Consider the following 26,336-nt stretch of genomic DNA (forward strand, 5'->3'; position numbering starts at 1 on the left):
TCCGCCACTCCCCCAAGACCTTGTCTCCGCTGCCGCGATAGCTGCGCAGAGCTGCGGAACACGCCGGCTTGCGTAAGCCGAGACGTCACTTCGATCGGAATAACCGTCGGTCTCCGGCGGTTTCAATCGCATCTACGCAAGGATGTACGCCCGAAGGCCCGTAACTGGACCGCCGGCACCAATCGTTAGGGCTTTCCACCGGTCGCGACGGCGCCAGACCCGGATTCCTTGTGAGCAAGAATTCCCACAAGCAAGACGGCTGCAGCTGATAGTCCGGCCGGAATTGCAAATAGCGACATGACGGTGGTCTCGCGGACATGGGCCGCGATGGCGAGTCCGATCAGGATCGGAGCGATTATCGTGCCCACTCTTCCGACGCTCTTGGTCAGGCCGATGCCGATGGCGCGCAAGTGGTCCGGGTAGTAGGTGGCGAGGACGAAATTGACCCCGCCATAGGCTCCGAGAAAGAAAAAGCCGCCGGTCACCAGCATGACCATCAAGGCGGTGGAGGATGCCGTCGCCAGTGACCGGCCAATCATGAAAAGCAGCACGGTGGCGAGGGCTAGGAAGGTAACCAGCACCTGCGTCCCGCCGAAGCGGTCGATCAGTACCCCGACCCCAAGAGCCGCGATGATTCCGCCGAGCGAGAAAATGGTGACCGAAAGGGCGGCGAACGATTGGTCGCGGCCGACTTCGACCATCAAGGTGGGAAGCCATGAGCTGAGGCAGTACTGCACCGTGAGCATGGAAATGAACATCAGCCATAGCAGGAGCGTGCCACCCAGCAGGGGGGGCGAGACGACTTCGAGCGCACTCGATCGCCTCATGCTTCTGCCGTCGCTCTCGACTCCGGCTTCCTCGTCGACGCCGCGCAGCCACATCCATGCCGCCACGGCGGTGGCAGCCGAGACCGTACCGACGATGCCGATGGCGATCCGCCATCCTCCTGCGTCGAGGAAGGCGGAAGCGAGAATGCCAGAAGCCGTCGCGCCAGAGCCATAGCCGGTGAACAGCATCATAACCGAAAGCCCTTGGCGGCCGGGCGGAGAGACCCTGGTCACGATAGCCAGGCAGCTGGGCATGCATCCGCCCAGGAACACACCGTCGATCAGACGGAATGCAAACAGCGAATTCCCGTTCCAAGCCAGCGCGGTCGCATATTGTGCGAGGCAGAAGCCGATCACGGCAAGGATCACCACGATGCGGTGTCCGTAGCGATTGGCGAGCAAGGGGAAAGCCAGCAGGCCGAAGGTCTGGCCGATCAGGTTGGCGGAGAAGATTGGACCGAGAGTTGTCGGCGAGAGACCCAGCTCCTGCGAAATTTCCGGGGCCATCGGGCCGAGCACGGTGTGAATAAGGCCGTCGAGGAAGAACACCGCCGAACAGACCCCGATAACTGCGAGGCTGGAGGCGCTGAACCTATGCGCCAGGTCGCGTTGGTCCGTCATTGCTTGCGCCATCGATCCTCTCCGGCCTCTTGCCGAGCCCGCGAACTCCAGTCCGGTTTGTGCAGTATGGTCGGTTGATGGCCTGTCCTCTCTGCAGAGGACCGGGCGATGTGAAGCCCTGCATTTCCCCGGCAGCAGAAAGCCGAATTGTCCTCTTGTTCACGGACAGACCCCCTTTCGGCCGAGGCTTACGCTCTTCGCCGAAAATGGAAGTTGGGGAGGAAAATCAGTGAAACGGACGTTGATTCTAAGCGTGCCTTTCCTTGCTCTGCAGGTGCTCGGCGCGACTGCGGCTCAGGCACAGTCGCAGGACGCAAAGACCGACGAAGCCGCGCGCACTTCCGACCAGGGTCTTGGCGATATCGTGGTGACCGCGCAGCGGCGTACCGAAGACTTGCAGAGGGCCGCTCTGTCGATCACCGCGGTTTCGGGCGACAAGGTCATCGAGCGGGGTGTGACTCAGGTCGAGCAGCTCGCCACGCTGGCTCCGGGCCTTCAGGTCAACACTTCGGCTGGACCATACGCTTCGTTCTCGATCCGCTCGGTCAGTTCGCTCAGCGGCAACGCCTTCGCCGATTCCGCCGTGGCGATGAATTACGACGGCGTCTACCTCGCGACCCCGACCATCCTCAACGGGCTCTACTACGATCTTGAGCGGGTCGAGATTCTCAAAGGACCGCAGGGCACCCTCTATGGCCGCAATGCGACCGCCGGCGCGATCAACGTCATACCGCGCAAGCCCGAGTTCACCACCGGCGGCGATGCCAACCTCCAGGTCGGCAACCTCGGCCGGTTCAATATCGGCGGCGCGATCAACGTGGCGGCCAAGGACACAGTCGCGGTACGCTTCGCCGGCCAGCATGTGCGTCGCGACGGCTTTATGAGCGACGGCACTTCCGACGACAACGGCGATGCCGTCCGCGGCTCGATCCTGATCGAACCGACTCCGGACCTGTCGATCCTGATGATGGCCGATTACTCGCATCAGGGCGGGCGCGGGCCCGGCGCCACGATCCGCAAGGAGTGCGCCAAGATCGGCCTGACCGGCGGCGCCTGCTTCGTTGCCGACCCCTACACGGGGATCGCCGACCTTGCGAGCGAGTACACCTCGGTCGGCGAGGCGCCGCCGACGCAGAACCAGTTCATCGATGGTGATTATGGCGGCGCGCTGCTCAACATCGACTACCGCACGGCAATCGGCACGCTGACCTTTCTTGGTGCCTATCGCGAGGCAGAGAGCGCCTATGTCGGGACCGGCACGAGCTGGCAGTTGCGTGAAACGCAAAAGCCACGCCAGACGTCTGGGGAACTCCGGCTGGCATCGGACGGGGGAGGCGCGCTGCAATACGTGTTCGGTCTCTATTATCTGTCGACCACGATGGACTCGCGCTCACAAAGCGAGAGCCTCAACAACAAGCGCTTCAGCGATTCCTTTACTCACAACGAAGGCTGGACCTGGGCCACCTTCTCGCAGCTGACCTACTCGGTGAGCGACGTGCTACGTCTGACCGGCGGACTTCGTTACACCTACGAGCAGAAAAAGACGAATTCGCAGCGTTACAACCTGCTCAACACCGTCGGCCCCGACCCGGTGATCCCCGACACGCCGAGCGGCGTGCCCACCATCGACATGAATCTGAAAAAGAGTTGGGACGCGGTGAACTGGAAGGCCGGCATCGAATTCGACGCCGCCCCGGAGAGCCTGCTCTACGCCAACGTCTCAACGGGATTCAAGGCGGGCGGGTTCTACTACGGACCTCCCGGCGCGAACACTTACGAGCCCGAGCACGTCACGTCCTACGCGATCGGCAGCAAGAACCGCTTCGCCAATGACAGGATCGAGCTCAACATCGAGGGCTACTACCTCGACTACACCGACCAGCAGGTCTCTTTCGTCAAGCTCGTCGGGCCCGGCTCGGTCGTGTTGGTAACCGAAAACGCCGGCAAGACGACCGCCTACGGCGTCGACGTGGACAGCCAATTCCTGCTTGGCCGGGACACTCGTATCGGACTGTCGGGCAGTTGGGTCCACGCACGCTACGACCAGTTCGACTACGATACCGTGGCGCCTCCCAGTTCGACGACGCTGTGTACCGTCGGGCCGCCGTTCCCGTTCAACGTCGACTGCTCGGGCTTGCAGCCGTTCCGGACGCCCGAATGGACTGTCACCGGCACTTTCGACCAGAGCTTCGACCTGGCCGATGGCGGCCGCGTGTTCATGGACGCGCTGGGACAGTACAAGTCGGCTTTCTATGCCGACACGAGCTACCAGATCGAGACGCTGACCAACGAATCCTTCCGGGCGAACTTCGGGCTCGGGTACGAGGACCCCCAGCGCCGCTATCGCATTCGCGCCTTTGTCGACAACGCGTTCGACGAGGTGACGATTTCGAACGCCACGGTCAACACTGCCTATAGCCAGAACAACATCGTCGGCGTCAATCTCCTCGCCCCGCGTACTTACGGCATCCAGGCCTCGGCCAATTTCTAGGGGAGAGAAATGAGCGCAGCGGACAACGAGCGGGAAAAACGGGGCCTGGAAATCCTCCAACAGCTGGGTTGGGGGCACAACGAGGGCACCCGCGACCTCGACGAGGACCTCTGGCGGATCGTGACCGAGACCAATTTCGGCACGATATGGTCGCGCCCGGGACTTTCGCTACGTGAGCGCGAACTGATCTGCATGGCGATCCTGATCGCACGCGGCGCGCATGGCGTGGCGATGCACTTCAAGAACGCTCACCACGTCGGCTTCACCGACGACGAACTGAAGGAGGTCGTCTTGCAGACGATCCCCTACGCCGGGCTTCCGCGTGCGCTTGGTGCCATGGCTCTGCTCAAGAAGACGCTCAACGGCGAGGAACCCGAGTTGTGAGCGTGCTGCAAAGGGAATCGTCCGGTCCCGGCAATGTCGTCGAATCCAGCCCGCACGCCGTGAAACCGGCCGACTTCTCGGCCGAGGAATGGGCCGTGCGCGTCGATCTGGCGATCGCCTACCGGTTGTTCGACTGGATGGGCATCACCGACCTCATTCACACGCACATCTCTGTTCGCGTGCCGGGTGCGGACGAACAGTTCCTCCAGCTGCCCTATGGCCATCTGTTTCACGAGGCTCGCGCGTCCGACATGGTCAAGGCGGACCCGGCCGGCGGCATCATCTCTGATCCCACCGGCCTCGGCATAAGCCGCGGCGGCTTCGCCATCCACAGCGTGGTGCACATGAACCGTAAGGATGCGGCCTGCGTGATGCACGCGCACACCGAAGCCTCGATCGCCGTCGCCAACTATCGCGACGGCCTCCTGCCGCTAACGCAGCACGCGCTGCGGTTCTACGGCAAGACCGGATACCTCGCTTACTGTGGCCTGTTCGATTCCGAGGAAAAGCGCGCTTCTATCGCGAGGGCGCTCGGCAATGCCGACGTGCTGATGTTGCGCAACCACGGACCACTTGTCATCGGGCAGACTGTCCGCGAGGCATTTTCGCGTATGTACTACCTAGAACGGGCGTGCCGTATGCAGGTCGCGAGTCTGTCGCAATGTACCGACCCCGACAAGGAGCTGCTCTACATCAGCGCCGAGGATTGCCGGGCCATGGCGGCCGCATTCGAGGGCGGCGAAAGCGTGATCGACCGCGAATGGAACGCGCTGGTACGGATGCTCGACAAGACCAACCCTGGCTACGACGAGTAGGCCGCCTCAGTAAAGTAAGGGGTCAGCAGTGGTTCGCCGGCGTAATAGCGGCGGATGTTTTCGCGCAGCTGCCCGAACATGTCCCGGCCCGCTTCCTGCGTGAAGCCGGCGATGTGCGGGCTGAGCACGACGTTGGGAATGTCGCGCCACAAGGCGGCGTCGGTCGGCTCCTCAACAAACACATCGAGACCGGCTCCGCCGAGGGTTCCTTCGGATAGCGCCGCGCGCAGGCCGTCCTCGTCGACCAGCATTCCGCGGGTAATGTTGACAAGCACGCCTCGCGGCCCGAGCGCATCGAGTATCCGTCGGTCGATCAGCCCTGCGTTTTCGGGGCTGATGGCGCAGGCGAGAAACAGCGCGTCCGCCCATTTGGCGAGCTGCTCAAGGCTGTCAGCACGTCCGTACGCCGCGCCCCGCTTCTCGCGCGGTCCCCACCAGCGCACGTTCATCGCGTGGGCGGCCGCGCGCGATGCGATCTCCGAGCCGATGCGGCCCAGGCCGACCACGCCTGCGTTTCTGCCGCGTAACGAGCGCCGGGGCGCGAGGCCTTGGCGGAAGCCCGCCTGCCAGCCACCCTCGCGGACCATTGCATCGGCCCCGATGACGCCATGCCGTTGCGCCAGGAATAGTGCGATCGCCTGGTCTGCAACATCGTGTGCATTGACGCCCGCGGCGGTTGTCAGCTGGATGCCACGCCGTTCGAGCAATGCCGTGTCTATCGCCTCGATACCTGTCGAGAAGCAGGCCAAAAGGCGCAGCTCCGGCAAGCTCTCGATCAGCTTCGGATCGAAGGTGCTGCCGACAGTGACGAGGACTTCGACCGAACCGAGGACGTCATCCGGCAGGCCGGCGGCGATGTCCTTGGGTCCGAGGAGCGGGAGGTCGTCGTTCCACTCTGCAGCACGGTCGAACAGAAACCCCGGCTGGACGATAAGCGGTGCCGTCACCCCGTCAGATCCCGAATCGCTCGCGCGCTTCCTCGACCGTGGCCGGCGCCATGCCGAACAACGCGCCGATCTCCTTCGCCTTGCTCACCATTTCGTGGTTATGCGCGGCAACCGATCCGTCGGGTAAGTGGATCCCGTCCTCGAAACCGACGCGCACGAGATCGCATTGCATCGACAGGCCGAGCGTGACCATCTTGAACATTTCGCGCCCGGTCGAGGTGATGCCGAAGATTGCCTGGGGAAAGTAGCGGAGGCCTTCCTCGATGTTGAAAAGCAGGTTGCGGGTTATGGCGGGAACCGCCCCGAATCCGCCGCCATGGAGCAGCCAGATGTTCTTCCTGTTGCGATCGAACAACCCCTCCTCGGCATAGCGCACCAGGCGGTGAATCACGCTGGCCTCGACCACTTCATATTCAAGCGCCGAGCCCCGGGCGTAGACTTCCTTGATGGTCGAGCGCAGAAATTCCGGCGAGTTCACGTACGGCGTTTCCCTGTGATAGCCGCCTTCCGGGTGATAGAAATCGGCCGATCCGGCCGCGACGCCAAACACATCGGGCTTGGGATCGATGTTGAGCAGACCGAGCCGTTCTTCATCGGTTGGCCAAATGAAGCCCCCGGTCGCCGGGTCGCGCCGCACGCCGATCCCGTTGGTGGTCTGCACCAGGACCGGGCAGCGCTTGCGGATCTCTCGAATGATCTCGGCATAGATGGCTGGGTCACCGGAGTTCTTGCCCTGCGGGTCGCGCGCGTGGACATGCACCAGCGAAGCGCCAGCCTCGTAGCAGCGGGCGGCGGCCTCGCCCAGCTCGGCCGGCTGCTTGGGCACGATCGCTCCGTCTCGATCCTGCTGCATACCTCCGTTCAGCGCGACGGTGATGATGAACTTATTGCCTGCAAACATCCAGATTTCCTTCCCTTGGCGCGCAGACTCTGGCCGATTTGCCGAAAAGTCTGTCCCCTCATCGCGCTACTTTGCTGGCCGCTTATGCAGCTAGTCGCGGGCAAAGGTATCGTGCTGTCCTCTCGAGAGAGGACAAAGCTGGACGACATCGCGTGTGATTATCGATACCAACGAGGTGGGCGCGCCGCTGGGCGGTAAAAAATGCGCTCGAGGAGAGGACGGTTCGATGCCGGAAATCATGCAGATCAATGATCGGCGAATGCCGGAAGCCATCGGCGGGGCCTACGAGAAACTCTTGCCGAAAATCGGTACCGAGGAGTTCGGCTCGACTGTCCGCGACTGCGTCGCTTCGACCACCGCCGGCGTGCGCCGGATTTACCTGTTCGAGGCAACTGGCCGGGAACACAGCGACCTGCAGTACTACTTCTGCGAACCGTCGCTGACCGACCATCTGCCAGCCTACAGCAAGCATTACCTGCGGCTCGATCCGGTATGGGACGCCTATCGCGCCGCGCCTGCCAATCGTGACATGGCGCTGCTGCGCATCCGACCGCAGGATATTGCTTCGCCTGGGTTTCGTCACACGTTCTTCGAGGACTGCGGCATCGTCGAACGCGTCTCGGTCATCCAGCGCGGGTCGGACCAGTGGCGGGTTATCAACGTGGCGCGCCACCAAAACGATGGCTGCTTCAGCGATGCCGAGATTTCCGCCCTGGTCGCGCTGGCGTCGCTAGCGCTGCCGATGCTGCCGCTCAACCGCGCTCATCAGGCGAAGTGCGATCAACTGACGGTCTTCCAACTCGAGGATCGCTTCGCCGCACGCTTCGAGGACCTGACGGCGCGTGAACGACAGGTCTGCGCCCGCGCGGCGATCGGCATGAGCGTCGAGGCGACAGCCTTGGATCTCGCGATCGCGAAAACCTCTGTGCTAACCTACCGGCGCCGCGCCTATCACCGCCTCGGGGTCACCAGCCCTTACGAGCTCTGCTCGCTGGTGACGCATTGAGTTCACGGCCCTTTCAGCGCAAATCACCAGCCTGAAGCTTGCCGGGTAAGTGAGAACTCCGCCAATTTGCGGCAAGCCTCAGCCTCCGGCACGTGGTCTCTCTTTTGGCTTCTCCCGGCACTACCAGGGCAAATGCGCCGGCTAGTAAGGAGCACGCGGGCAAGGTCGCACGATGCACCGTTCCAAGAAGTGCGTCACCGATCCAATTCCCGCGACTTCTGCACGAACGCTGTCCCTGTTAGCCACTCTGGCGCGCACGCGTTGGTCCAGCCTCTTACTGGTCAGAACGTCATCGAGGTCAGCGAGACGCCCAAAAACGAATGGCAGCATCTGTCCGCGGTAAAGATCTCTTCGACATCGCGTCCCAACGGCAGCGGAATCGACCGGACAGACGGGTGCCGCGACGGCAAACGAAAGCTCGCTCGCTGCGGGTCGCCGCAGAGATTGGTTCCGTTCCAAAGCCCCTTATTGCTGGGGCTGAAATGCTCGATGCCCTCTTGTCGCGGCCTTTGCTGCGGTGCACAATCGCGTTATGAAGGTCGCGGTTGTCGATGAAAGCCCTGCTCGAGCCTCTATAATCGTCGAGGGGCTGTCACAGCTTCCGGACTGCGAACTGTTCGTCCTGAGCGAGCGCAAGGGCCTGCTCTTCGCGATCGAGAAAATCGCACCGGACATCGTCCTGATCGATCTGGGCAATCCGTCGCGCGATGTACTCGAAGAATATTTCGTGGTGAGCCGCGCGCTGGCGCGTCCCATCGCCATGTTCGTGGACGAGAGCGACGATGATGCGATCGCCGCTTCCATCGATGCGGGAGTGTCGGCGTACGTGGTCGATGGGCTTTCCGCCCATCGCATCCAGCCGTTGCTGGACCTCGCAGTGCGAAGGTTCAATGCCTTCGCCAGACTTCAATCGGACCTCGCGGAAGCCAAGGGCAAGCTCGCCGAGCGTGACACCATCGATCGCGCCAAGCGCATCTTAATGGACAGCAAGAAGGTCAGCGAACCACAAGCCTACGGCGAACTGCGGCGCAAGGCGATGTCGTCCAACAAGCGCATTCTCGAGATCGCTGAAGCCGTTGTCACGGCGCACGATTTGCTGGGAGGTGCAGAAATGAAGGGGCAGCGGACATGAGCGACCACCTGACGATCGGCTTCCTGCCACTGGTCGATGCGTGCCTGCCGATCCTGGCGCACGAGCACGGGTTCGCCGAGGAAGAAGGCCTTCGCCTGACATTCGTGCGCGATGTCAGCTGGGCGACGGTGCTCGATCGCCTGCTTTACGGGCACAGCGATGCGGCCCACTTGATCGCGCCGCTCGCCATCGCCACGACCCTGGGCAGGGGCCGTCCGGCCCAGCCGCTGTCCGTGCCGTTCGTGCTCGGCCTCAACGGCAATGCCGTGACCCTGGCGAACGAGCTGGCGGCCAAGGTCGTGACGCCGGGTGAACTCGGCGATCCCAAGGCATGCGGCGAGGCCTTGCGAGCTGAGGCGTTGGCGGCGCTTGCCCGGGGCCGAAGGCTGCGCTTCGGTGTCGTGCATCGCTATTCCAGCCACAACTACAAGCTGCGCTACTGGCTGGCGGCGAGCGGAATTCGTCCTGACGAGGACGTCGAGATCATCACCGTTGCACCGCCCTTCGTTGCCGATGCCCTGGCGAGCGGCGAGATCGACGGCGCCTGTGTCGGCGAGCCGTGGAACAGCGTCTGTGTCGATCGCGGAGTCGGCACCATCGTCCTGGCCACGGCGCAAATCTGGCGCCGCGGGGTCGAGAAGGCGCTGGCGATGCGCGAGCCGGTGCTCGAAGCCAAGCGTCCGCAGGTCGAGGCGCTAATTCGAGCGATGCGCAAGGCCGGCAAGCAATTTGTCGACCCGGCCACCTGGGAGGACAGTGCGGCAATCCTGGCGCGCCCCGAGTACCTCGGCGGCGAAGCCAAGCTGATAATGCGCTCGATTTCCGACCGACTGGTCCTGTCTCAGGGCGCTGAGCCCGTGCATTATCCCGATTTCATGTTCCAGCACAGCGAAGCAGCAAACTTCCCGTGGGTCAGCCAGGCACAGTGGCTCTATTCGCAGATGGTGCGCTGGGACCACCTTGAATTCTCGCCCGACGATGCGGCCAAGGCTGCACGGGTGTTCCGGCCCGACGTCTACCGCAGTGCACTAAAGGGCACGGATGACGCCCTCCCAGGCGCCAATTCGAAAGTCGAGGGGAGCCTCGATCAGCCGCTGCAGGTTAGCACCCAGCAGGGTGTTATCACCTTGTCTCCCAACGCCTTTTTCGACGGCAGCTGTTTCGATCCCGAAGATATCGAGGCCTATCTCAAGGCGTTGCCCTAGAGGAAGGTTCGTGCTGCAGTGCAAAAAAGTGCTTTACCGCCGTGCGGCGAATCAGTTATCACCTCGTCACGAACGGAAGGTCGCACCCGCCGATGGGTGGTCATCTGGCCCTCCATTTTGATTCAACATTGCGTGGCAACGTAGCCGCCCGATCTGACCCTTAACCGGGTCAAGTCGAGGCGGCTTTTTTGCGTTGTGCGTTTGAGGCCGGAGTGGCGAGCGATGAAGGGATTTGAGGGTTCGGCGGTGGGACGTAGGAGAGTTATCGCGGCCTTGGTTTCGGCAGCCGCCTGCCTGGCGCTTGCAGGCTGCGGCAGCAGCAGCGAAACCGCAGCCTCGGAAGATACGGCGGCCGCCGCCAGCCTCGACGGTGCGATTGAGAAGCCGAACGTCAAGCTCGGCTTCATCAAGCTGACCGACATGGCCCCGCTCGCCATTGCCAAGGAGAAGGGCTTCTTCGCCGAAGAAGGCCTCAACGTCGAACTCCAGCCGCAAGCCAATTGGAAGGTCCTGCTCGACGGCGTGATCGGTGGTCAGCTCGACGGTGCGCACATGCTCGCGGGCCAGCCGCTCGCCGCGACGATCGGCTACGGCACCAAGGCCGACCTGATCGCTCCGCTCAGCCTCGACCTCAACGGCAACGCGATCACGCTGTCGAACAAGGTTTGGGCGATGATCGAGCCCGAACTGCCGAAAGAAAGCGGCAAGCCGAAGCACCCGATTTCGGCTGCGGCGCTCAAGCCAGTCGTCGCGAGCTATGAGCGGCAGGGCAAGCAGTTCAAGATGGGCATGGTCTTCCCGGTCAGCACTCACAATTACGAGCTGCGCTACTGGCTCGCAGCCGGCGGCCTGAACCCGGGCTACTACACCCCCGGCGACGTCGGCGGCACCGTTGCGGCCGATGTCCCGCTGTCGGTGACGCCACCGCCGCAGATGCCGGCGACGCTCGAGGCCGGGACGATCGACGGATACTGTGTCGGTGAGCCCTGGAACCAAGCCGCAGTGCAGAAGAAGATCGGCGTCCCGGTGATCACCGACGACGAAATCTGGCACGACAACCCTGAAAAGGTCTTCGGCTTGCGTAAGGATTTTGCCGAGAAGTATCCGGCGACGACTGCCGCGATCCTCCGTGCGCTGATCAAGGCGCAGCAGTGGCTCGACGCCGACGATGGTGCCAACCGTGCCGAAGCGGTGAAAATCCTCAGCCAGTCTAACTACGTCGGAGCCGATCCCGAAGTGATAGCCGCCAGCATGACCGGCAAGTTCACCTTCGAACCGGGCGACACGCGCGCCGCCAAGGGCTTCAACATCTTCTTCGACAAGTACGCCGGCTATCCGTTCTACTCCGATGCCATCTGGTACCTTACGCAGATGCGTCGCTGGGGCCAGATCGCCGACGACAAGACCGACCAATGGTATTTCGATACCGCCAAGGCCGTTTATCGCCCGGACCTCTATCTTGCGGCAGCCAAGAAGCTGGCGGCGGATGGCGTTATCCCATCGGCTGCAGTGCCCGAGAGCGATGGCTTCCGCGGCCCGCAAGGTGGCTTCATCGACGGCGTGACCTACGACGGCAAGGCACCCAACGCCTATCTCGCCAAATTCAAGATCGGCCTCAAGCAGGGGCAGCGGGTCACCGCCTCGGGCGTCAGCGGCAGCTGATGAGCTTGGGACTGAACAGGAGTTCGACAATGGCAACCGCATTCGCAGATATGGAGCAGGGCGAGCCCGGTCTTGCCGAGCCGACCAGCTCCCCGATTTCGTGTGATACGGCCAAAGTTAAGGTCGAGGCGAAGGCAGGGGACAGGCCGAAGACCAGCCCGGTTGCCGGAAAGATCGGGGGCTGGGCCCGGTCGCTTGCCGCACCGCTGATCGGAATTGCCACTTTCCTCGCGCTCTGGGCGGTGCTGGCGCCGCAAGTAGATACTTCGCTGGGCGCGCTGCCCGGACCGGCGGAAGTCGCCGAACAGGGCGTCGCGCTCTATGACGAATGGTCCGCCGCCAAGGAGGCCGAGGCGCAATTCTACGCCCGGCAGGACGCCAGCAACGCGGCAGCGGTCGCTGCTGGCAATCCGGGCGCGGTTCGCGAGTTCGAATATGCCGGGCCGCCGACGTTCCTCGACCAGGTGTTCACTTCGCTGAAGACCGTCGCTCTTGGCTTCATCCTCGCGACCGTCGTGGCGGTGCCGATCGGCCTGGTCTGCGGCCTGTCGCCCCTGGTCAACGCGGCAATAAATCCACTGGTTCAGATCATGAAACCGGTCAGCCCGCTGGCCTGGCTGCCCATCGTGACAATGGTCATCTCGGCGATGATCAGCAATGCCGATCCGCTGCTGCCCAAGGCCTTCGTGATTTCGGCGCTGGTAGTGATGCTGTGTTCGCTCTGGCCGACGCTGATCAACACGGCCGTCGGCGCCAGCAGCATCGACAAGGATCTACTCAACGTCGGACGCGTGCTCAGGCTCGGCTGGTTTGCCAAGCTCACCCGCCTGATCCTGCCGGCTTCCTTGCCCTACATCTTCACCGGCATGCGCCTCTCGCTCGGTGTGGGCTGGATGGTTCTCATCGCGGCCGAAATGCTCGCGCAGAACCCCGGCCTCGGCAAATTCGTCTGGGACGAATTCCAGAATGGATCGAGCCAGTCGCTCGCCCGCATCATGTTTGCGGTGTTGGTCATCGGCTTCATCGGCTTCGGTCTCGACCGGCTGATGATGTTCCTCCAGTCGCTCGCCTCCAAGAACCATACGGTGTGAAGATGGACCAACCGATCCTCTCCTTGCGCGGCGTAACAAAGTCTTATGGCGAGACCAGCGTCCTCGCCGGCATCGACCTCGATGTTGCCGAAGGCGAATTCGTCGCCATCCTCGGCTTCTCGGGGGCTGGCAAGACCACGCTGATCAACACGGTCGCCGGCTTGGTCGCACCTGATGCCGGCCAGATCCTGCTCAAGGGCAAGGCGGTCAGCGAACCGGGCAAGGATCGCGGCCTGGTGTTCCAGTCCTACTCGCTGTTTCCCTGGCTCACCGTGCAGCAGAACGTCGCGCTGGCGGTCGATGCGGTTCACAAGGACCGCAGCCGCGAGGAACGCGCCGCGCTCGTACGCCAGAAGGTCGAACTGGTCGGGCTCGGCCACGCAATGGATCGCAAGCCGTCACAGCTGTCCGGCGGGATGCGTCAGCGCGTGGCGGTCGCACGAGCCCTCGCCATGGAGCCGGAAATCCTGCTGATGGACGAGCCGCTCTCGGCGCTCGATGCGCTGACGCGCGCCAAGCTGCAGGACGAGATCGAGCGGATCCGCAAGGAAGAGGGACGGACCATCGTGCTCGTCACCAACGATGTCGATGAAGCGCTTCTATTGGCCGATCGAGTTGCTGTTCTGACCCCTTCACCGTCTGCTCGAATAGGTCAGGTGTTCAATATTGACGTCGCGCGGCCGCGCGACCGCGAAGAGGTCAACGACGACGCTCACTTCCAGGCCCTGCGCAAGCAGATTGTGTCCTACCTCGGCTCGCTCAACGCGGAGTCCGGGACGGTCGGCGAAAGTTCGGTCGCGCTGCCCAACGTAACCCCGCTTGACCTTGCACCCCCGCCGCAGGCCTATCGCGATGCGTCGAAGAGCGCTGTCAAGGATCGCTATCTCGAATTCTTCAAGCTCGACAAGGTCTACCCGACGCCGAATGGGCCGCTCAAGGTCGTCGAGGATTTCAATCTGCTCATGGACCGGGGCGAGTTCGTCTCGCTCATCGGCCATTCGGGCTGCGGCAAGTCGACGGTGCTAACGATGGCTGCCGGCCTCAACGAAATCAGCGGCGGGGGCATCGTTCTCGACAACCGCGAGATCGACATTGCCGGGCCGGACAAGGCTGTGGTCTTCCAGGCGCCCAGCCTGATGCCCTGGCTGACCGCGCGGCAGAACGTCGCTCTGGGTGTCGAACGGGTCTATCCGCACGCCTCCAGGGCCGCGCGGCGCGACATCGTCGACTATTACCTCGACCGCGTGGGCCTGGGCGACGCGAAGGAGCGGATGGCGGGCGAGATATCGAACGGCATGCGCCAGCGTGTCGGCATCGCCCGCGCCTTCGCCCTGTCGCCGCGCTTGTTGCTGCTCGACGAGCCTTTCGGAATGCTCGACAGCCTAACCCGCTGGGACCTGCAGGACGTGCTGGTCGAAACCTGGAATCGGACCAATGTCACCGCGATCATGGTCACGCACGACGTCGACGAGGCGATTCTGCTGGCCGACCGGGTGGTGATGATGACCAACGGGCCGAACGCCACGATCGGCAAGATTCTCGAAGTCGACCTGCCGCGCCCGCGCGAGCGCAAGGCGCTGCTCGATCACCCGAAGTTCTACCGCTACCGGCAGAAAGTGCTGCACTTCCTGGCGGAATACGACCACGGTCCAGCGGCGAAGGCCGCCTGACGCTCTGGGAGGGGCCGGGGCGGCAGAGGGGCCGCACCCGCGAAACGGATAACGCCGGTTCGTCCGGCTCGAACGGCGGGCAATGGCGCTCGCTTCCCGCAACGGACCCGGCCGGGTCTCGCCGCAAGGAAAAGCGCCAATGAAAACCGCATTCCGCCTGCTCGCCGCTGCTTCGACTCTGACCATTTCCGTTCCAGCCCAGGCCAAGGACGGCGACCCGGTCGCGATCGCCGATGGCGTCAATCTCGACCTGCTCTTCAACGCGCGCCTGCGCTACGAGACGGTCGATCAGGCCAGCGCCGCCAATGATGCCGATGCCATCACCTTTCGCTTGCGCTTCGGCGGCGAGATCAAGGCGTCTGATTTCTCGGTCCTGGCGGAGGCGGAGAGCACCCGCGCTTTCCAGTCGGATTACAACGACACGCTTCCGGGCAACGGAGTCGAGCCGTTCCCTGTGGTCGCCGATCCCGAAAGTATCGAGCTCAACCGGGCGCAGGTCTCGTGGATGAAGGACGGCACCGGCGTGACGGTCGGGCGCCAGCGCATCATCCTCGACAACGCGCGCTTCGTCGGCAACGTCGGTTGGCGCCAGAACGAGCAGACCTTCGACGCGGTGCGCGGGCAGGCGAAGATTGGACCGGCCACGCTCGACGCGACCTATTCGAATTCCCTGCGCACGATCTTCGGCAGCGACAGTCCGAATGAGCACTTCGACGGCGACATCGTCCTGCTAAACGCCGGGGCCGAGCTGGCCGGTGTCGAGGTGAAGGCTTTTTCCTACCTGATCGATTACGACACTCGGGCCGCCTTCTCGAGCCAGACTTACGGCGTGTTGGCCAAGGCCAGCCTCCCACTGCCGGGTGTCAAACTGAGCGTGACGGCGAGCTATGCCCGCCAGGGCGACTATGGCGCGAACCCGGTGAGCTACTCGGCCGATTATTACAGCTTCGAACTGGGCAGCACGTTGGCCGGCTTTTCGCTCGGCGCCGGATACGAGGAACTAGGCAGCGATGGCGGTGTAGCGTCCTTCCAAACGCCGCTGGCCACGCTCCACGCTTTCAACGGCTGGGCGGATATGTTCCTGACGACGCCGGCGGCGGGCCTGCGCGACTATTACGTGAAGGCAGGCAAGACGTTGAAAGTGCCCGGGCTCCCCGGTCTCAACGCAGCGGTGGTCTACCACAAGTTCGACAGCGACTTCGGCGGCCTCGACTACGGCACCGAGTGGGACGCCCAGCTCGGCCTCAAGCTCGGCCCGATCACCCTGCTGGCGAAGTACGCCGACTTCAATTCCGACGGGTTCGCATCCGACACCGAGAAGCTCTGGCTCCAGACCGAATACGAGTTCTGATGCGTGGGAGGGTCCTGAAGCAAACGAATGCTGCATTGCAATATTCGCTTGCGACCAAAGCGCGAATTGCAGTAACGAACAGGAGATCGGGATATCTGCCCGTCCAGAGTCGGACGATCCGCAAATCCCGGTTTGAAGTTCAACATTGCGTGGCAACGGTGCCGCCGGTCTGTCCCTTGTGGGACGCGACTTGGCGGCTTTTTTGCGTGCGCGCTCAGGGCTTCGGCCCGCGGAGGAAGAGATGAACGCACCGGCTGGCCTGGATCTACCGGATCCCCCGCGCGAGAGGCTCGTGGTCATCGGCAACGGCATGGCCGGATGCCGCGCGGTCGAGGAAATGCTCGAGCGCGATGCTGGCCGCTTCGACATCGTGATCTTTGGCGCCGAACCGCGGGTCAATTACAACCGCATCATGCTCTCCCCGGTGCTCGCCGGCGAGAAGACGTTCGACGAGATCGTCATCAACTCGACCGAATGGTACGCCGAGAACGGGATCGAGCTCGTCAGCGGCGACCCGGTCGAGCACATCGAGCGCGAGAGCATGTCGGTGGTCAGCCGCTCCGGCCGGATCGAGCCCTACGACAAGCTGCTGATCGCCACCGGTTCCGACCCGTTTATCATCCCAATTCCCGGCAACGATCTGCCGGGTGTCGTGACCTTTCGCGACCTCGACGATGTGGAGCGCATGCTCGCTGCCGCGGAACTCGGCGGTGACGCGGTGGTAATCGGCGGCGGCCTGCTTGGACTGGAGGCAGCGCACGGCCTGTCCTTGCGAGGAATGAAGGTCACCGTCGTTCACCTTATGCCAACCCTGATGGAACGCCAGCTCGACGAGGCGGCCGGATACCTGCTTCGTCAGGAGCTGGAGAGCCGCGGCCACACCATCCTGACTGGCGCCAATACGAAAACCATTCACTCCATCGAGGGTCGGGTCGCCGGGATCGAGCTTGAAGATGGAACCCGGATCAAGGCCGACATCGTAGTCGTGGCGGCGGGCATCAAGCCGTCGATTGGGCTGGCCAAGGCCGCCGGCCTCGAGTGCGAGCGCGGCATCATGGTCGACGATCACATGGTCACCTCCGACCCCGACATCCTGGCGGTCGGCGAATGCGTGCAGCACCGCGGACTGTGCTACGGCCTCGTCGCGCCGCTGTGGGAGATGTGCCGCGCGCTGGCCGATTATCTCACAGACACGCCGAGCGGCTATCTCGGCTCGGTCACCTCGACGAAGCTCAAGGTCAGCGGCATCGATCTGTTTTCAGCAGGGGATTTCTCGGGGGGCGCGGACTGCGAGGACATCGTCATGCGAGACGCCTCGCGCGGGGTCTACAAGCGCGTTGTCGTGAAGGGCAACAGGGTCGTCGGGGCGGTGCTCTACGGCGATACTGCGGACGGGAACTGGTACTTCGACCTCCTCAAGAAGGAGGAAGACATCTCGGAGATTCGTGAGGCGCTGATCTTCGGACAGGCCTTCGCCAGCGGAGGTGCGCTGGCGGACCCTAACGCCGCCGTTGCCGCTCTTTCGGACGACGCAGAAATCTGCGGCTGCAACGGCGTTTCCAAGGGCAGGGTCGTCCAGTGCATAGAAACCGGCGCACACAGCCTCGATGCGGTGCGCTCGCAGTGCAAGGCTTCGGCCAGTTGCGGGTCGTGCAGTTGCCTGGTCGAGAGCCTGCTGGCGCTGACGCTGGGCGGCAAGGTCGAGAGCGGCCCGAAGACGATGTGCAAGTGCACCAGCTTCACCCACGACGACGTGCGCCACCTGATACTGGAAAAGGGCCTGAAGCTGATCCCACAGGTCATGCAGGAACTGCACTGGACCACGCCCGACGGCTGCTCCTCGTGCCGCCCGGCGCTCAACTACTACCTGCTCTGCGCCTGGCCCGGCGAATACGAGGATGATGAGAAGAGCCGCTTCGTCAACGAACGGCTGCACGCCAACATCCAGAAGGACGGCACCTATTCGGTCGTGCCGCGCTTCTTCGGCGGGATCACCAATCCGAAGGAACTGCGCGCAATCGCCGACGTGGTCGAGAAATACGATGCGCCGATGGTCAAGGTGACCGGCGGCCAGCGGCTCGACATCTTCGGCGTCAAGAAGGAGGACCTACCCGCCGTCTGGGCCGACCTCAATGCGGCGGGAATGGTCTCGGGCCACGCCTACGGCAAGGCCCTGCGCACGGTGAAGACTTGCGTCGGATCGGAATGGTGCCGCTTCGGCACGCAGGATTCGACCGGGCTTGGGGTCAAGCTCGAGCGCCTGACCTGGGGCAGCTACATGCCGCACAAGTTCAAGATGGCGGTCAGCGGCTGCCCGCGCAATTGCGCCGAGGCGACGATCAAGGACTTCGGCGTGATCTGCGTCGACAGCGGATACGAACTGCACGTCGGCGGTAACGGCGGGATCCACCTGCGCGGCACGGACCTGTTGTGCAAGGTCGAGACCGAGGAGGAGGCGATGGAGACCTGCATCGCCTTCATCCAGCTCTACCGCGAGGACGGCCATTACCTCGAGCGAACGGCTCCGTGGATCGTGCGCAAGGGTCTCGAATGGATCAAGGCGCAATTGTTTGACGATCCGGGCGCCATCCCCGCGCTCGCGGCGCGGTTCCGCCTGTCGCAGACGTTCTGGCAGGTCGATCCCTGGGCGCGTCGCGCCGCGGGAGCGCATCGCAACCTGCACAGCCACCTCGCCGAAATCCGTCCCCTTGCCGTGGAGAATGCATGATGTCCGAGGCCTATGGCACCTGGCTCGACATCGGGACCACCACGCAGATCGAACCGGGTTCGGCCCGCACCCTGCCGGTCGCCGGTGGCGACGAGATCGCAGTGTTCCACACCATGCGCGGGGAGTTCTACGCGCTGGTCAACACGTGTCCGCACAAGCAGGGGCCGCTCAGCCAGGGTATCGTCCATGGCGACAGCGTCTCATGTCCGCTGCACAACTGGCGCATTTCGCTCAGGACCGGCGAAGCGCTGGGCGACGACCAAGGCTGCACGCCGACGATCCCGCTCAAGATCGACAGCGGGCGCCTGTTCCTGCTGCGCGAGGCCGTCATACCGGGAAAAGCGCCGCCCCTCGCGCCGGCGCTGGCGGCGTGAGGGGCTGATGTGAAGACCGTCCGGACCACCTGCGCCTATTGCGGCGTCGGCTGCGGCATCGCGGCCACGGTCACGGGCGAACGTGCGGTCAGCATTGCCGGCGATCCGGACCACCCGGCGAACAGGGGCCAGTTGTGCTCCAAAGGCACTTACCTCGGCGAGACGGTCGGTCTCGAGGGCCGGTTGCTCAAGCCGATGATCGGCGAGCGCCAAACCGAGTGGAATGAAGCTCTCGATTTGGTCGCTGAACGGCTGAGGAACACGATCGAACAGCACGGACCGGACAGCGTGGCGTTCTACCTTTCGGGCCAGTTGCTGACCGAGGACTATTACGTCGCCAACAAGCTTGCCAAGGGCTTCATCGGCACGGCCAACGTCGACACCAACTCCCGGCTTTGCATGTCGAGCGCGGTGGCCGCGCACGTGCGCGCCTTCGGCGAAGACATCGTCCCGTGCAACTACGACGACCTCGACTGCGCCGACCTGATCCTTCTGGTCGGATCGAATACGGCCTGGTGCCATCCAATCGTTTGGCAACGGATCGAGCGTGCGCGGGAGCGCCGAGGCACCAAGCTGGTGGTGATCGATCCGCGCCGGACCGAGACCGCTGAGCTGGCGGACCTGCACGTCCAGCTCGCCCCGGATGGCGATGTCGCGCTGTTCAACGCCGTGCTGCGGACGATGAAGCACAGCGGGTTCGTCGATGAAAAATATCTGCGTGCGCGTTGCACCGTGCCGGCGGGTTTCTGGGATCAGCTGGAAGACCATCCGGGCATCCCGCAGGAGACCTTTCGCGAATTCGCCGCGATGATCGCGACCCATCCGCGCATGGTGACCGTCTTCAGCCAAGGCGCGAACCAGTCGGCTTGCGGGACCGACAAGGGTAACGCGATCATCAACCTCCACCTCGCGCTTGGCCGGATCAACCAGTCGGGCATGGGGCCCTTCAGCATCACCGGCCAGCCCAATGCCATGGGCGGCCGCGAGGTCGGCGGGTTGGCCAACGTGCTGGCCTGCCACCTGGGATTCTCGGAAGCAGAGCGAGCCTCGATCGGCCGCTTCTGGCGGGCACCCGCGCTGTGCACGGGCCCCGGACTGAAGGCGGTTGACCTGTTTCGCGCGATCGACGACGGGCGCATCAAGTTCGTCTGGATCGTGGCGACAAATCCGGCGGTCTCGATGCCCGATGCCGGCTTCGTGCGACGTGCCCTGCGCAAGTGCCCGACCGTCGTCGTGTCCGACGTCATCGCCGATACCGACACCGCGCTGCTCGCCGACATTCGCCTTCCCGCGCTCAGTTGGGGCGAAAAGGACGGCACCGTCACCAACTCGGAACGCTGCATCAGCCGGCAGCGGGCGCTGTTTCCGCCCCCCGGCACCGCTCGGGCCGATTGGCGGATCGTCTGCCAGGTCGCGGCGAGGCTCGGTTTCGGCAGCGCGTTCGCTTTCCAGACGCCAGCCGATGTGTTCCGCGAATACGCGGCCATGACGGCGCTCGCTGGGAAGCACGGCAAGCTGCTTGACCTTACCGCCTGGTCCGAATGCACGGATCTCGATTACGCTGCGATGTCCCCCTTCCGCTGGGGCGACCGACACCCGCTGAAACAGCGCTTCGTCTCTCCGGGTGGAAAGGCGCGTCTGGTTGCCGTTTCATCCGCCACGCAGGAGAAGTCGATCCGGCAATGGCCGCTGCGGCTGAACAGCGGTCGCTACCGCGATCAATGGCACACGATGACCCGCACCTCCCTGAGCGCGAGACTCTCGCTGCACCGCCGCGAGGCGCTGGTCGAGGTGCATCCCGATGACGGCGGACTCTACCAGGTCGAACACGGCGGATTGGCAAAAGTCGTCACGGCGACCGGCGAAGCAACATTCCGCGTTGCGCTCTCCGACGCGCAGCGCCGCGGTGAGATCTTTGTCCCGATGCACTGGAGCGACCAGACCGCAAGTTCGGCACGCGTCGGTCTGCTGGTCGAAGCGATCGTGGACCCGCATTCCGGCCAGCCGGCTTTCAAGAACGTGGCCGCCTCGATCGCTCCGGTTCATCCCGAATGGCGCGCCTTCCTCGTCACGCGCGATCCGGTTCGTCCCCACGCGGACTATTGGTCGCGCGCGAAGATCGAGGGCGGCTGGCTTTGCGAACTCGCCGGCTCCGGCATTCTCGACGTCGACGCCCTTTTGCCGGCTGGCCTCCGGCACGAAGCCAGCGACCGAAGTCGCGGCATGTTGCGTGTGGTGGTCTCCGCGGACGACGGGCAAATCGAAGCGGCGCTATACGTCACGAGGGCGGGCAGCCTTCCCGACCGCGAGTGGATTGTCCGCCAATTCCCAGCGCCCGACGCCAGCGCGGTCGAATGGCTCGCCGGCCGGGCGTCGGCACCCCCGGCCGACCGGGGCAAGTTGGTCTGCGTCTGCTTCGATGTGTGCGAGAGCGATATCCTGGCGTCGTTGGACGACGGAGCGACAACCGTGAAGCAGGTGTGTTCCGTGACGCAGGCCGGAACCAACTGCGGTTCGTGCCGGACGATCATTGCTGGCCTCTTGAAGCGGAAGTCCGAGACAAGCCTGGAAGCGGCGACATGAACGACCTGATTGCTCCGGGCGAAGTGTGGCTGGTCGGTGCCGGGCCGGGCGATCCCGAGCTCCTGACGCGCAAGGCCGAGAAGTTGATCTGCGCGGCCAGCGTCGTGCTCTACGACGCGCTCGTCGGCCGCGGTGTGCTCGACCTCGTGCCGGCTGGTATCAGGCTGACCCCGGTCGGAAAGCGCGCTGGGCGCCATTCCAAGGATCAGCGAACGATCGATGCGCTGCTGGTCGAGCTGGCTCTCGCAGGGGAACGAGTCGTGCGCCTGAAGGGCGGAGATCCAGCGGTTTTCGGCCGCGCGAACGAGGAGCTTGCAGCCTGCCGTGCACACGGCATCATCGTCCACGTCTGCCCGGGTATAACTGCAGCGAGCGCGGCAGCCGCCTCGCTCGGCACATCGCTGACCCTCCGCGGTCTCGCGCGTCGCCTCACGCTGGTAACGGCACATACCCGGAGCGGCCATGCCTCGCCACTCGACTGGGCGGCCCTTGCGGACCCGGAAGCGACACTGGCGGTTTACATGGGCAAGGCGGCGGCGGCGGAGGTTGCCGCGGGCTTAATCGAGGGCGGCCTGCCTGCCCATACTCCAGTTACACTTGTCGAAAGCGTCAGCCTCGAAAACGAACGCCGATTCCACACGCGACTCGATCTTCTGCCAATCGCGGCGAGAACCGCTCTCGGGAACGGGCCTGCCATCCTGCTCATCGGACAATCGATGCGGCAGGAATATGTCGATGTGCCGGTCGAATCCCAGAGATCGGCCGCTCGGCAAGCAATCCCTTCGTCAGATGAGAGCGCGAAGCCAGTACTCCAATAATGGTGCATACCCCCTCCCTGCTTGCGCGGGTTGAAGAGAAACTTAGCAGATTACAATGCATCCCACCCGCTCCGCCAGCTGTTGTTACGATCGCAGATGTCAGAACCTCACTGAAACCCGGACACCGTATTCGCGCGGCGCGCCGTATAGTTCGTTGTTGGCCGATTGGCCGCTCACGTATTCCTTGTCGGTGAGGTTGGTGGCGTAGCCTTCCACTGCCCACTCGCGGTTTTTGAAGGTCAGCTGGGCCGAGAGCAGGCCTCGCCCGGCGAGATAATCGAGCTTGGGATCGTAAAACAGGTTCGTCCAGCGCGGTCCCAGGTAGGCGTAGTTCAATCGCGGCGTCAGCGTAGCGTCGCCGCCGACCGGAAATTCATACTGTGCGCCAAGGTTGTAGGACCATTTGGGCGAGAACAGGTTGGGTCCGCCCGCAGCCGTACCGGTGAATGGACCGTAATCGAAGCAGGCGGGCGGGCTCGAAGGCGTACCGGCAGGGCATTGCGGTCCGAGTTGCCCTATCGGCGGCAACAGACGGCTGTTCACGATCGTCACCGGGTCGAGGCTCGAATCGACATAGGCCAGACCGCCGTCGAGGCTGAACCCTCCGAAGTAGGCTTGCGCCTGGAGTTCGAAACCCTTGATCGTCGCATTGGAGATGTTGACCACGCCTGTTTGCCCCGTGGCGGCCTCGAGCGAGTCGAACTGGAAATCCCGGTAATTCATGTAGAATGCGCCGAACTGGGTGCGCAGATGATTGTCGAGCAGGTTGCCCTTCCATCCCAGTTCGTAATCCCACACGGTTTCCGGGCCGAAATCGGAGGTGGCGCTATTGGTGCCGCCGGGCTTGTACCCGCGCGCCGCGAAGACGTAGATCAGGTTGTCGTCGTCGACCGACCAGTTGAGCGCGATTTTGCCCGTGGCCCGCCCGTCCTTGTGACTGCCGACGAGGTTCGCAACCTGCAACCCGTCAGGCCCGAAAACCGGGCCTTCCGATCCGATCGTCACGCTGCCCGTCTGGTCGACCTTGTAGTGCGAATACCGAGCGCCGACCTGCAGCTCGAGGGAGGGGAGGAGCTTGTACCCGGCCTGCGCGAACGCGCCGAGCGTGAGCTTGTCGTTGAAGATCGCGATGTCGGTCGGGTCGCCGACGATGTCCCCGCTGCGGTTGCGGATCGCGACGTCGATCTTGTTCTTCTGGTAATAGCCGCCGACGATCCAGTTGAAATCCCCGTCGGTCGGCGAGATGATGTTGATTTCCTCTGTAAGTTCGCGCTCGCGTACGAACTGGTCTTCGGTCTGGGTGAAGCTGGCTGCCGGATCGGTTGCCGACGGGGCGAAAGCGCCATCGCTGTCGTAGAGGTTGTTGATCCGCTTGTTGGTATAGCCCGTAAGGGAGCGGAAGACGATCCCGCTGTCGGTTTCGTAGCGGAGCTCAAGGCTCGAGTTGAGAGCCCGCTCGTGGTTCTTGGTCGGCGCGTTGTAGGTCAACTCGCGAATGTCGTTGGTGCGCGCATTTTCGAACGCCGTGCCCTCGATGGGGCGATAGGCGTAGCCGCCTGTTTGCTTGTCGACCCATTCCACCTTGCCCAGCGCGCGGAAGGCGCCGGGTTGCCACATCACGCCGAGCCGCCCGGCCTGCTCGTCAAGCCTGTCGGGCCGATTATGAAAGGGCCCAAGGTCCGTGAAGTAGCTGTCGCGCCAGTTGCTGATCCCGGAGATGCGAACCGCCAGCGTGTTGCTCAAGGGCAGATTGACCGCCCCTTCCATCCCTACCGCGTCGTAGCTGCCGTAGTGCGCCTTGGCGTAGCCTTTGACCCGGTCCGTGCTCGGGTTGACGGTGTTGATGAAGATTGCCCCGCCGGTCGAGTTGGACCCGACCAGGGTTCCCTGCGGCCCGCGCAGAACCTCGATGTTGGCCAAGTCGTAAAAGCTGGAGGACGTGACGATCGGCGGCTGAAAGACCCCATCGATGTAGGTTGCGACCCCGTTTGCGACCGCCGGGGAGCCGCTGGCGATGCCGATCCCGCGAATGTTGACGGACTGGGTCAAGCCCTGGTCCGTAATCGAAACCGAAGGGGCGGCGTATTGCAGATCGGCAAGGTTCTCGACGGCCTTCGCGTCGAGATTGTCGCCCGACAGGGCAGTCGCGGCGATCGGGATATCCTGTAGATTCTCTTCGCGGCGTTCCGCCGTGACGATAATTTCGGGCGGGACCCTGTCGCTGTCGGCGCGCGCAGTGTCGGTCTGCGACTGGGCCGACGCGGGCGCGGTGAATCCGAGGCCGACCGCGAAAGCTGCGGTCGACAGCTGAAGGGCGAGGGCAGGGCGGACTCGAAGCGGGCCGCGCGCCCGGAAGATGGAGCCGGTTTTGGACTGCGACATGTGAATTCCTCTCGTTACCCCGCCGCGTCGGTGGGCGTTGTATGGTTCTGAGCCGAAGCCCAGGAAAATAGAGCTTTTTCAGCGTTTCCTATTGCGGGGTCCAGGTCGATGCAGCCTTGAGGAAGGCCGCGGTCTCTTCGGAAGCGTCCTGTTCCGCCGGCGGGAAGTAGCTCAGCTTGACGACCAGCGTTTTCGTCTTCGGGTCGATGTAAATGTATTGTCCCTGGAGCCCGATCGCCGAGTAGGCGCCGTTATCGAGATCCCACCATTGCAGCCCGTAGCCCATCTGGCCTTTGGGCACGGCTTCCGTCGGCCGCGTGGACAGGGCGACCCAGTCGGCCGGCACGATCTGGTGACCGTTGGCCCGGCCGCCGTTCATCATCATCAGACCGAAGCGGGCGAAATCGCGCAGCGTGGCATTGAAACCTGCGCCGTTGAATTCGCGGCCCACCCCCGGCGGGCCATCCATGATGAAGAAGCCGTCGCTTTCGGCTCCAAGCGGCTCCCAAAGACGCTGCGCCATATAGGCGGATAGCGTGCTCCCGCCGCTGACCCGTTCGAGCAGCCAGCCGAGCACTGCGGTGTCGAGAGTCTTGTACTGGAAGACCTCGCCTGGTTTGTGGATGCGCTTGATGGTCCTCGCCGGGTCGGCAAAGCGGGCGACGTTCTTGACCAGCGCCGCGATGTGATTGCTCGCGGCAACGCCCGGATTGGCGAAATCGTAGCGTTCCTCGTAATCCACGCCCGAGCGCATCTGCATGATCTGGCGGATGGTGACGCCTTCGTATCCTCCCCCCTTGAGTTCGGGCAGGTAAGCGTCGATCGGATCGTCGATCGACTTGATGCGTCCTTCGGATAGGGCAATGCCGACCAGCGCCGACGTGAAGGATTTGGTCATAGACCAGCCGATGAAGCGGGTGCGCTCGTCGCTGTTGTTGCGATAATTCTCGTAGACGATCCGGCCGTTTTTCATGACGAGAAGCGCATTCGTGTAGGTCCGGTCGAGGAATTGGTCAGGCGTGTAAGTCTCGCCTTCGTAGGTGTACGTGAAATCGAGCGGATGATCGCTGCGCTGGAGCTGCCAGACCGGACCCGAACGCGGAACGCTGCGCGTGGTGAACAGCGAGTCCATGCTGCGGAAAGTGAGGCTGTTGATATCCGCATCGTTCATGTGCCAGCGCAACTCCTGCACCGCGATCGGCACATCGGAACGGGGACCTTGCGCGAGTTGCGGCGGCAGGACTTGCTGCGCGGATGCGCATACCGAAGACAGCGCCAGTGCATAAACGGGCGTGCGGAAAAGCAAGCTGCTCAACTTCTTGTAAGACATGAGTTTACGTCCTCCCAG

19 protein-coding genes are annotated in these 26,336 nt (G+C 63.5%); 14 read left to right on the top strand and 5 right to left on the bottom strand.

The genetic code is table 11. The features are described from left to right. Positions 1 to 185: 185 nt before the first annotated feature. Positions 186 to 1,460: an MFS transporter gene (locus tag Q7I88_RS07975; RefSeq protein WP_305098507.1), complete on the bottom strand. Its 1,275-nt coding sequence runs from the start codon at positions 1,458 to 1,460 to the stop codon at positions 186 to 188. Between the two features lie 241 nt (positions 1,461 to 1,701). Between Q7I88_RS07975 and Q7I88_RS07980 the strand changes: the two genes are divergently transcribed. From Q7I88_RS07980 to Q7I88_RS07990, 3 genes are read left to right on the top strand one after another with little or no spacing between them, the layout of a single operon-like run. Further along, positions 1,702 to 3,939: a TonB-dependent receptor gene (locus tag Q7I88_RS07980; RefSeq protein WP_305098509.1), complete on the top strand. Its 2,238-nt coding sequence runs from the start codon at positions 1,702 to 1,704 to the stop codon at positions 3,937 to 3,939. Between the two features lie 9 nt (positions 3,940 to 3,948). After that, on the top strand, positions 3,949 to 4,323 hold the full coding sequence (locus tag Q7I88_RS07985) for a carboxymuconolactone decarboxylase family protein (protein WP_305098510.1): 375 nt from the start codon (positions 3,949 to 3,951) through the stop codon (positions 4,321 to 4,323). Beyond that, complete coding sequence (locus Q7I88_RS07990; protein WP_305098511.1) at positions 4,320 to 5,138, top strand: class II aldolase/adducin family protein; 819 nt, start codon at positions 4,320 to 4,322, stop codon at positions 5,136 to 5,138. Before Q7I88_RS07985 ends, Q7I88_RS07990 begins: the two co-directional genes overlap by 4 nt. On the opposite strand, the gene Q7I88_RS07995 is transcribed toward Q7I88_RS07990, so the two are convergent. Continuing rightward, on the bottom strand, positions 5,126 to 6,085 hold the full coding sequence (locus tag Q7I88_RS07995) for an NAD(P)-dependent oxidoreductase (RefSeq protein ID WP_305098512.1): 960 nt from the start codon (positions 6,083 to 6,085) through the stop codon (positions 5,126 to 5,128). The genes Q7I88_RS07990 and Q7I88_RS07995 overlap by 13 nt on opposite strands. A gap of 4 nt (positions 6,086 to 6,089) precedes the next feature. After that, on the bottom strand, positions 6,090 to 6,986 hold the full coding sequence (locus tag Q7I88_RS08000) for a beta-keto acid cleavage family enzyme (RefSeq protein ID WP_305098513.1): 897 nt from the start codon (positions 6,984 to 6,986) through the stop codon (positions 6,090 to 6,092). A 154-nt stretch (positions 6,987 to 7,140) separates the two neighbouring features. On the opposite strand from Q7I88_RS08000, the gene Q7I88_RS08005 reads away from it, so the two are divergent. From Q7I88_RS08005 to cobA, 11 genes are all read left to right on the top strand, one after another. After that, complete coding sequence (locus tag Q7I88_RS08005; protein ID WP_305098514.1) at positions 7,141 to 7,992, top strand: helix-turn-helix transcriptional regulator; 852 nt, start codon at positions 7,141 to 7,143, stop codon at positions 7,990 to 7,992. A gap of 532 nt (positions 7,993 to 8,524) precedes the next feature. Continuing rightward, positions 8,525 to 9,124, top strand: a complete 600-nt coding sequence (locus Q7I88_RS08010) for an ANTAR domain-containing response regulator (RefSeq protein ID WP_305098515.1) — start codon at positions 8,525 to 8,527, stop codon at positions 9,122 to 9,124. Beyond that, entirely contained in the window at positions 9,121 to 10,329 is a 1,209-nt protein-coding gene (locus Q7I88_RS08015) for an ABC transporter substrate-binding protein (RefSeq protein ID WP_305098516.1), read from the top strand. The genes Q7I88_RS08010 and Q7I88_RS08015 overlap by 4 nt, the downstream gene beginning before the upstream one ends. 222 nt (positions 10,330 to 10,551) lie before the next feature. Next, complete coding sequence (locus tag Q7I88_RS08020) at positions 10,552 to 11,991, top strand: CmpA/NrtA family ABC transporter substrate-binding protein (protein WP_305098517.1); 1,440 nt, start codon at positions 10,552 to 10,554, stop codon at positions 11,989 to 11,991. Positions 11,992 to 12,020: 29 nt separating this feature from the next. Further along, a complete protein-coding gene (locus tag Q7I88_RS08025) occupies positions 12,021 to 13,082 on the top strand; it encodes an ABC transporter permease (protein WP_305098518.1) in 1,062 nt (353 codons plus the stop codon). Positions 13,083 to 13,084: 2 nt separating this feature from the next. Next, the gene (locus Q7I88_RS08030) at positions 13,085 to 14,752 is read left to right on the top strand and encodes an ABC transporter ATP-binding protein (protein WP_305098519.1); all 1,668 of its coding nucleotides are present in this window, start codon (positions 13,085 to 13,087) and stop codon (positions 14,750 to 14,752) included. 139 nt (positions 14,753 to 14,891) lie between these two features. Continuing rightward, entirely contained in the window at positions 14,892 to 16,103 is a 1,212-nt protein-coding gene (locus Q7I88_RS08035) for an alginate export family protein (RefSeq protein WP_305098520.1), read from the top strand. 241 nt (positions 16,104 to 16,344) lie between these two features. Beyond that, entirely contained in the window at positions 16,345 to 18,831 is a 2,487-nt protein-coding gene (gene nirB / locus Q7I88_RS08040) for a nitrite reductase large subunit NirB (RefSeq protein WP_305098521.1), read from the top strand. Continuing rightward, positions 18,831 to 19,205 carry a nitrite reductase small subunit NirD gene (gene nirD, locus Q7I88_RS08045; RefSeq protein WP_305098522.1) on the top strand — a complete coding sequence of 125 codons (375 nt, stop codon included), beginning with the start codon at positions 18,831 to 18,833 and terminating at the stop codon, positions 19,203 to 19,205. Before nirB ends, nirD begins: the two co-directional genes overlap by 1 nt. Positions 19,206 to 19,214: 9 nt before the next feature. Continuing rightward, positions 19,215 to 21,788 (top strand): nitrate reductase, encoded by a 2,574-nt coding sequence (locus Q7I88_RS08050; protein WP_305098523.1) that lies wholly within the window; start codon positions 19,215 to 19,217, stop codon positions 21,786 to 21,788. Continuing rightward, the gene (gene cobA, locus Q7I88_RS08055; protein ID WP_305098524.1) at positions 21,785 to 22,606 is read left to right on the top strand and encodes a uroporphyrinogen-III C-methyltransferase; all 822 of its coding nucleotides are present in this window, start codon (positions 21,785 to 21,787) and stop codon (positions 22,604 to 22,606) included. Before Q7I88_RS08050 ends, cobA begins: the two co-directional genes overlap by 4 nt. Positions 22,607 to 22,705: 99 nt before the next feature. Here the strand turns inward: cobA and Q7I88_RS08060 are convergent, their stop codons facing one another. Further along, positions 22,706 to 24,988, bottom strand: coding sequence for a TonB-dependent receptor (locus Q7I88_RS08060; protein WP_305098525.1), 2,283 nt, complete (start codon positions 24,986 to 24,988; stop codon positions 22,706 to 22,708). A gap of 88 nt (positions 24,989 to 25,076) precedes the next feature. Continuing rightward, on the bottom strand, positions 25,077 to 26,318 hold the full coding sequence (locus Q7I88_RS08065; protein WP_305098526.1) for a serine hydrolase domain-containing protein: 1,242 nt from the start codon (positions 26,316 to 26,318) through the stop codon (positions 25,077 to 25,079). Positions 26,319 to 26,336: the final 18 nt, after the last annotated feature.

It is taken from the genome of Croceibacterium aestuarii, from assembly GCF_030657335.1.
In the GTDB taxonomy this organism is placed as follows: domain Bacteria; phylum Pseudomonadota; class Alphaproteobacteria; order Sphingomonadales; family Sphingomonadaceae; genus Croceibacterium_B; species Croceibacterium_B aestuarii.

Bases quoted from the DNA above. Each gene is read 5' to 3' on its own strand.
- Q7I88_RS07975 (WP_305098507.1), bottom strand. From the start codon at position 1,460: ATGGCGCAAGCAATGACGGACCAACGCGACCTGGCGCATAGGTTCAGC.
- Q7I88_RS08020 (WP_305098517.1), top strand. From the start codon at position 10,552: ATGAAGGGATTTGAGGGTTCGGCGGTGGGACGTAGGAGAGTTATCGCG.
- nirB (WP_305098521.1), top strand. From the start codon at position 16,345: ATGAACGCACCGGCTGGCCTGGATCTACCGGATCCCCCGCGCGAGAGG.
- Q7I88_RS08065 (WP_305098526.1), bottom strand. From the start codon at position 26,318: ATGTCTTACAAGAAGTTGAGCAGCTTGCTTTTCCGCACGCCCGTTTAT.
- Q7I88_RS08025 (WP_305098518.1), top strand. From the start codon at position 12,021: ATGGCAACCGCATTCGCAGATATGGAGCAGGGCGAGCCCGGTCTTGCC.
- Q7I88_RS08000 (WP_305098513.1), bottom strand. From the start codon at position 6,986: ATGTTTGCAGGCAATAAGTTCATCATCACCGTCGCGCTGAACGGAGGT.
- Q7I88_RS07985 (WP_305098510.1), top strand. From the start codon at position 3,949: ATGAGCGCAGCGGACAACGAGCGGGAAAAACGGGGCCTGGAAATCCTC.
- nirD (WP_305098522.1), top strand. From the start codon at position 18,831: ATGTCCGAGGCCTATGGCACCTGGCTCGACATCGGGACCACCACGCAG.
- cobA (WP_305098524.1), top strand. From the start codon at position 21,785: ATGAACGACCTGATTGCTCCGGGCGAAGTGTGGCTGGTCGGTGCCGGG.
- Q7I88_RS08030 (WP_305098519.1), top strand. From the start codon at position 13,085: ATGGACCAACCGATCCTCTCCTTGCGCGGCGTAACAAAGTCTTATGGC.
- Q7I88_RS08060 (WP_305098525.1), bottom strand. From the start codon at position 24,988: ATGTCGCAGTCCAAAACCGGCTCCATCTTCCGGGCGCGCGGCCCGCTT.
- Q7I88_RS08035 (WP_305098520.1), top strand. From the start codon at position 14,892: ATGAAAACCGCATTCCGCCTGCTCGCCGCTGCTTCGACTCTGACCATT.
- Q7I88_RS08015 (WP_305098516.1), top strand. From the start codon at position 9,121: ATGAGCGACCACCTGACGATCGGCTTCCTGCCACTGGTCGATGCGTGC.
- Q7I88_RS08010 (WP_305098515.1), top strand. From the start codon at position 8,525: ATGAAGGTCGCGGTTGTCGATGAAAGCCCTGCTCGAGCCTCTATAATC.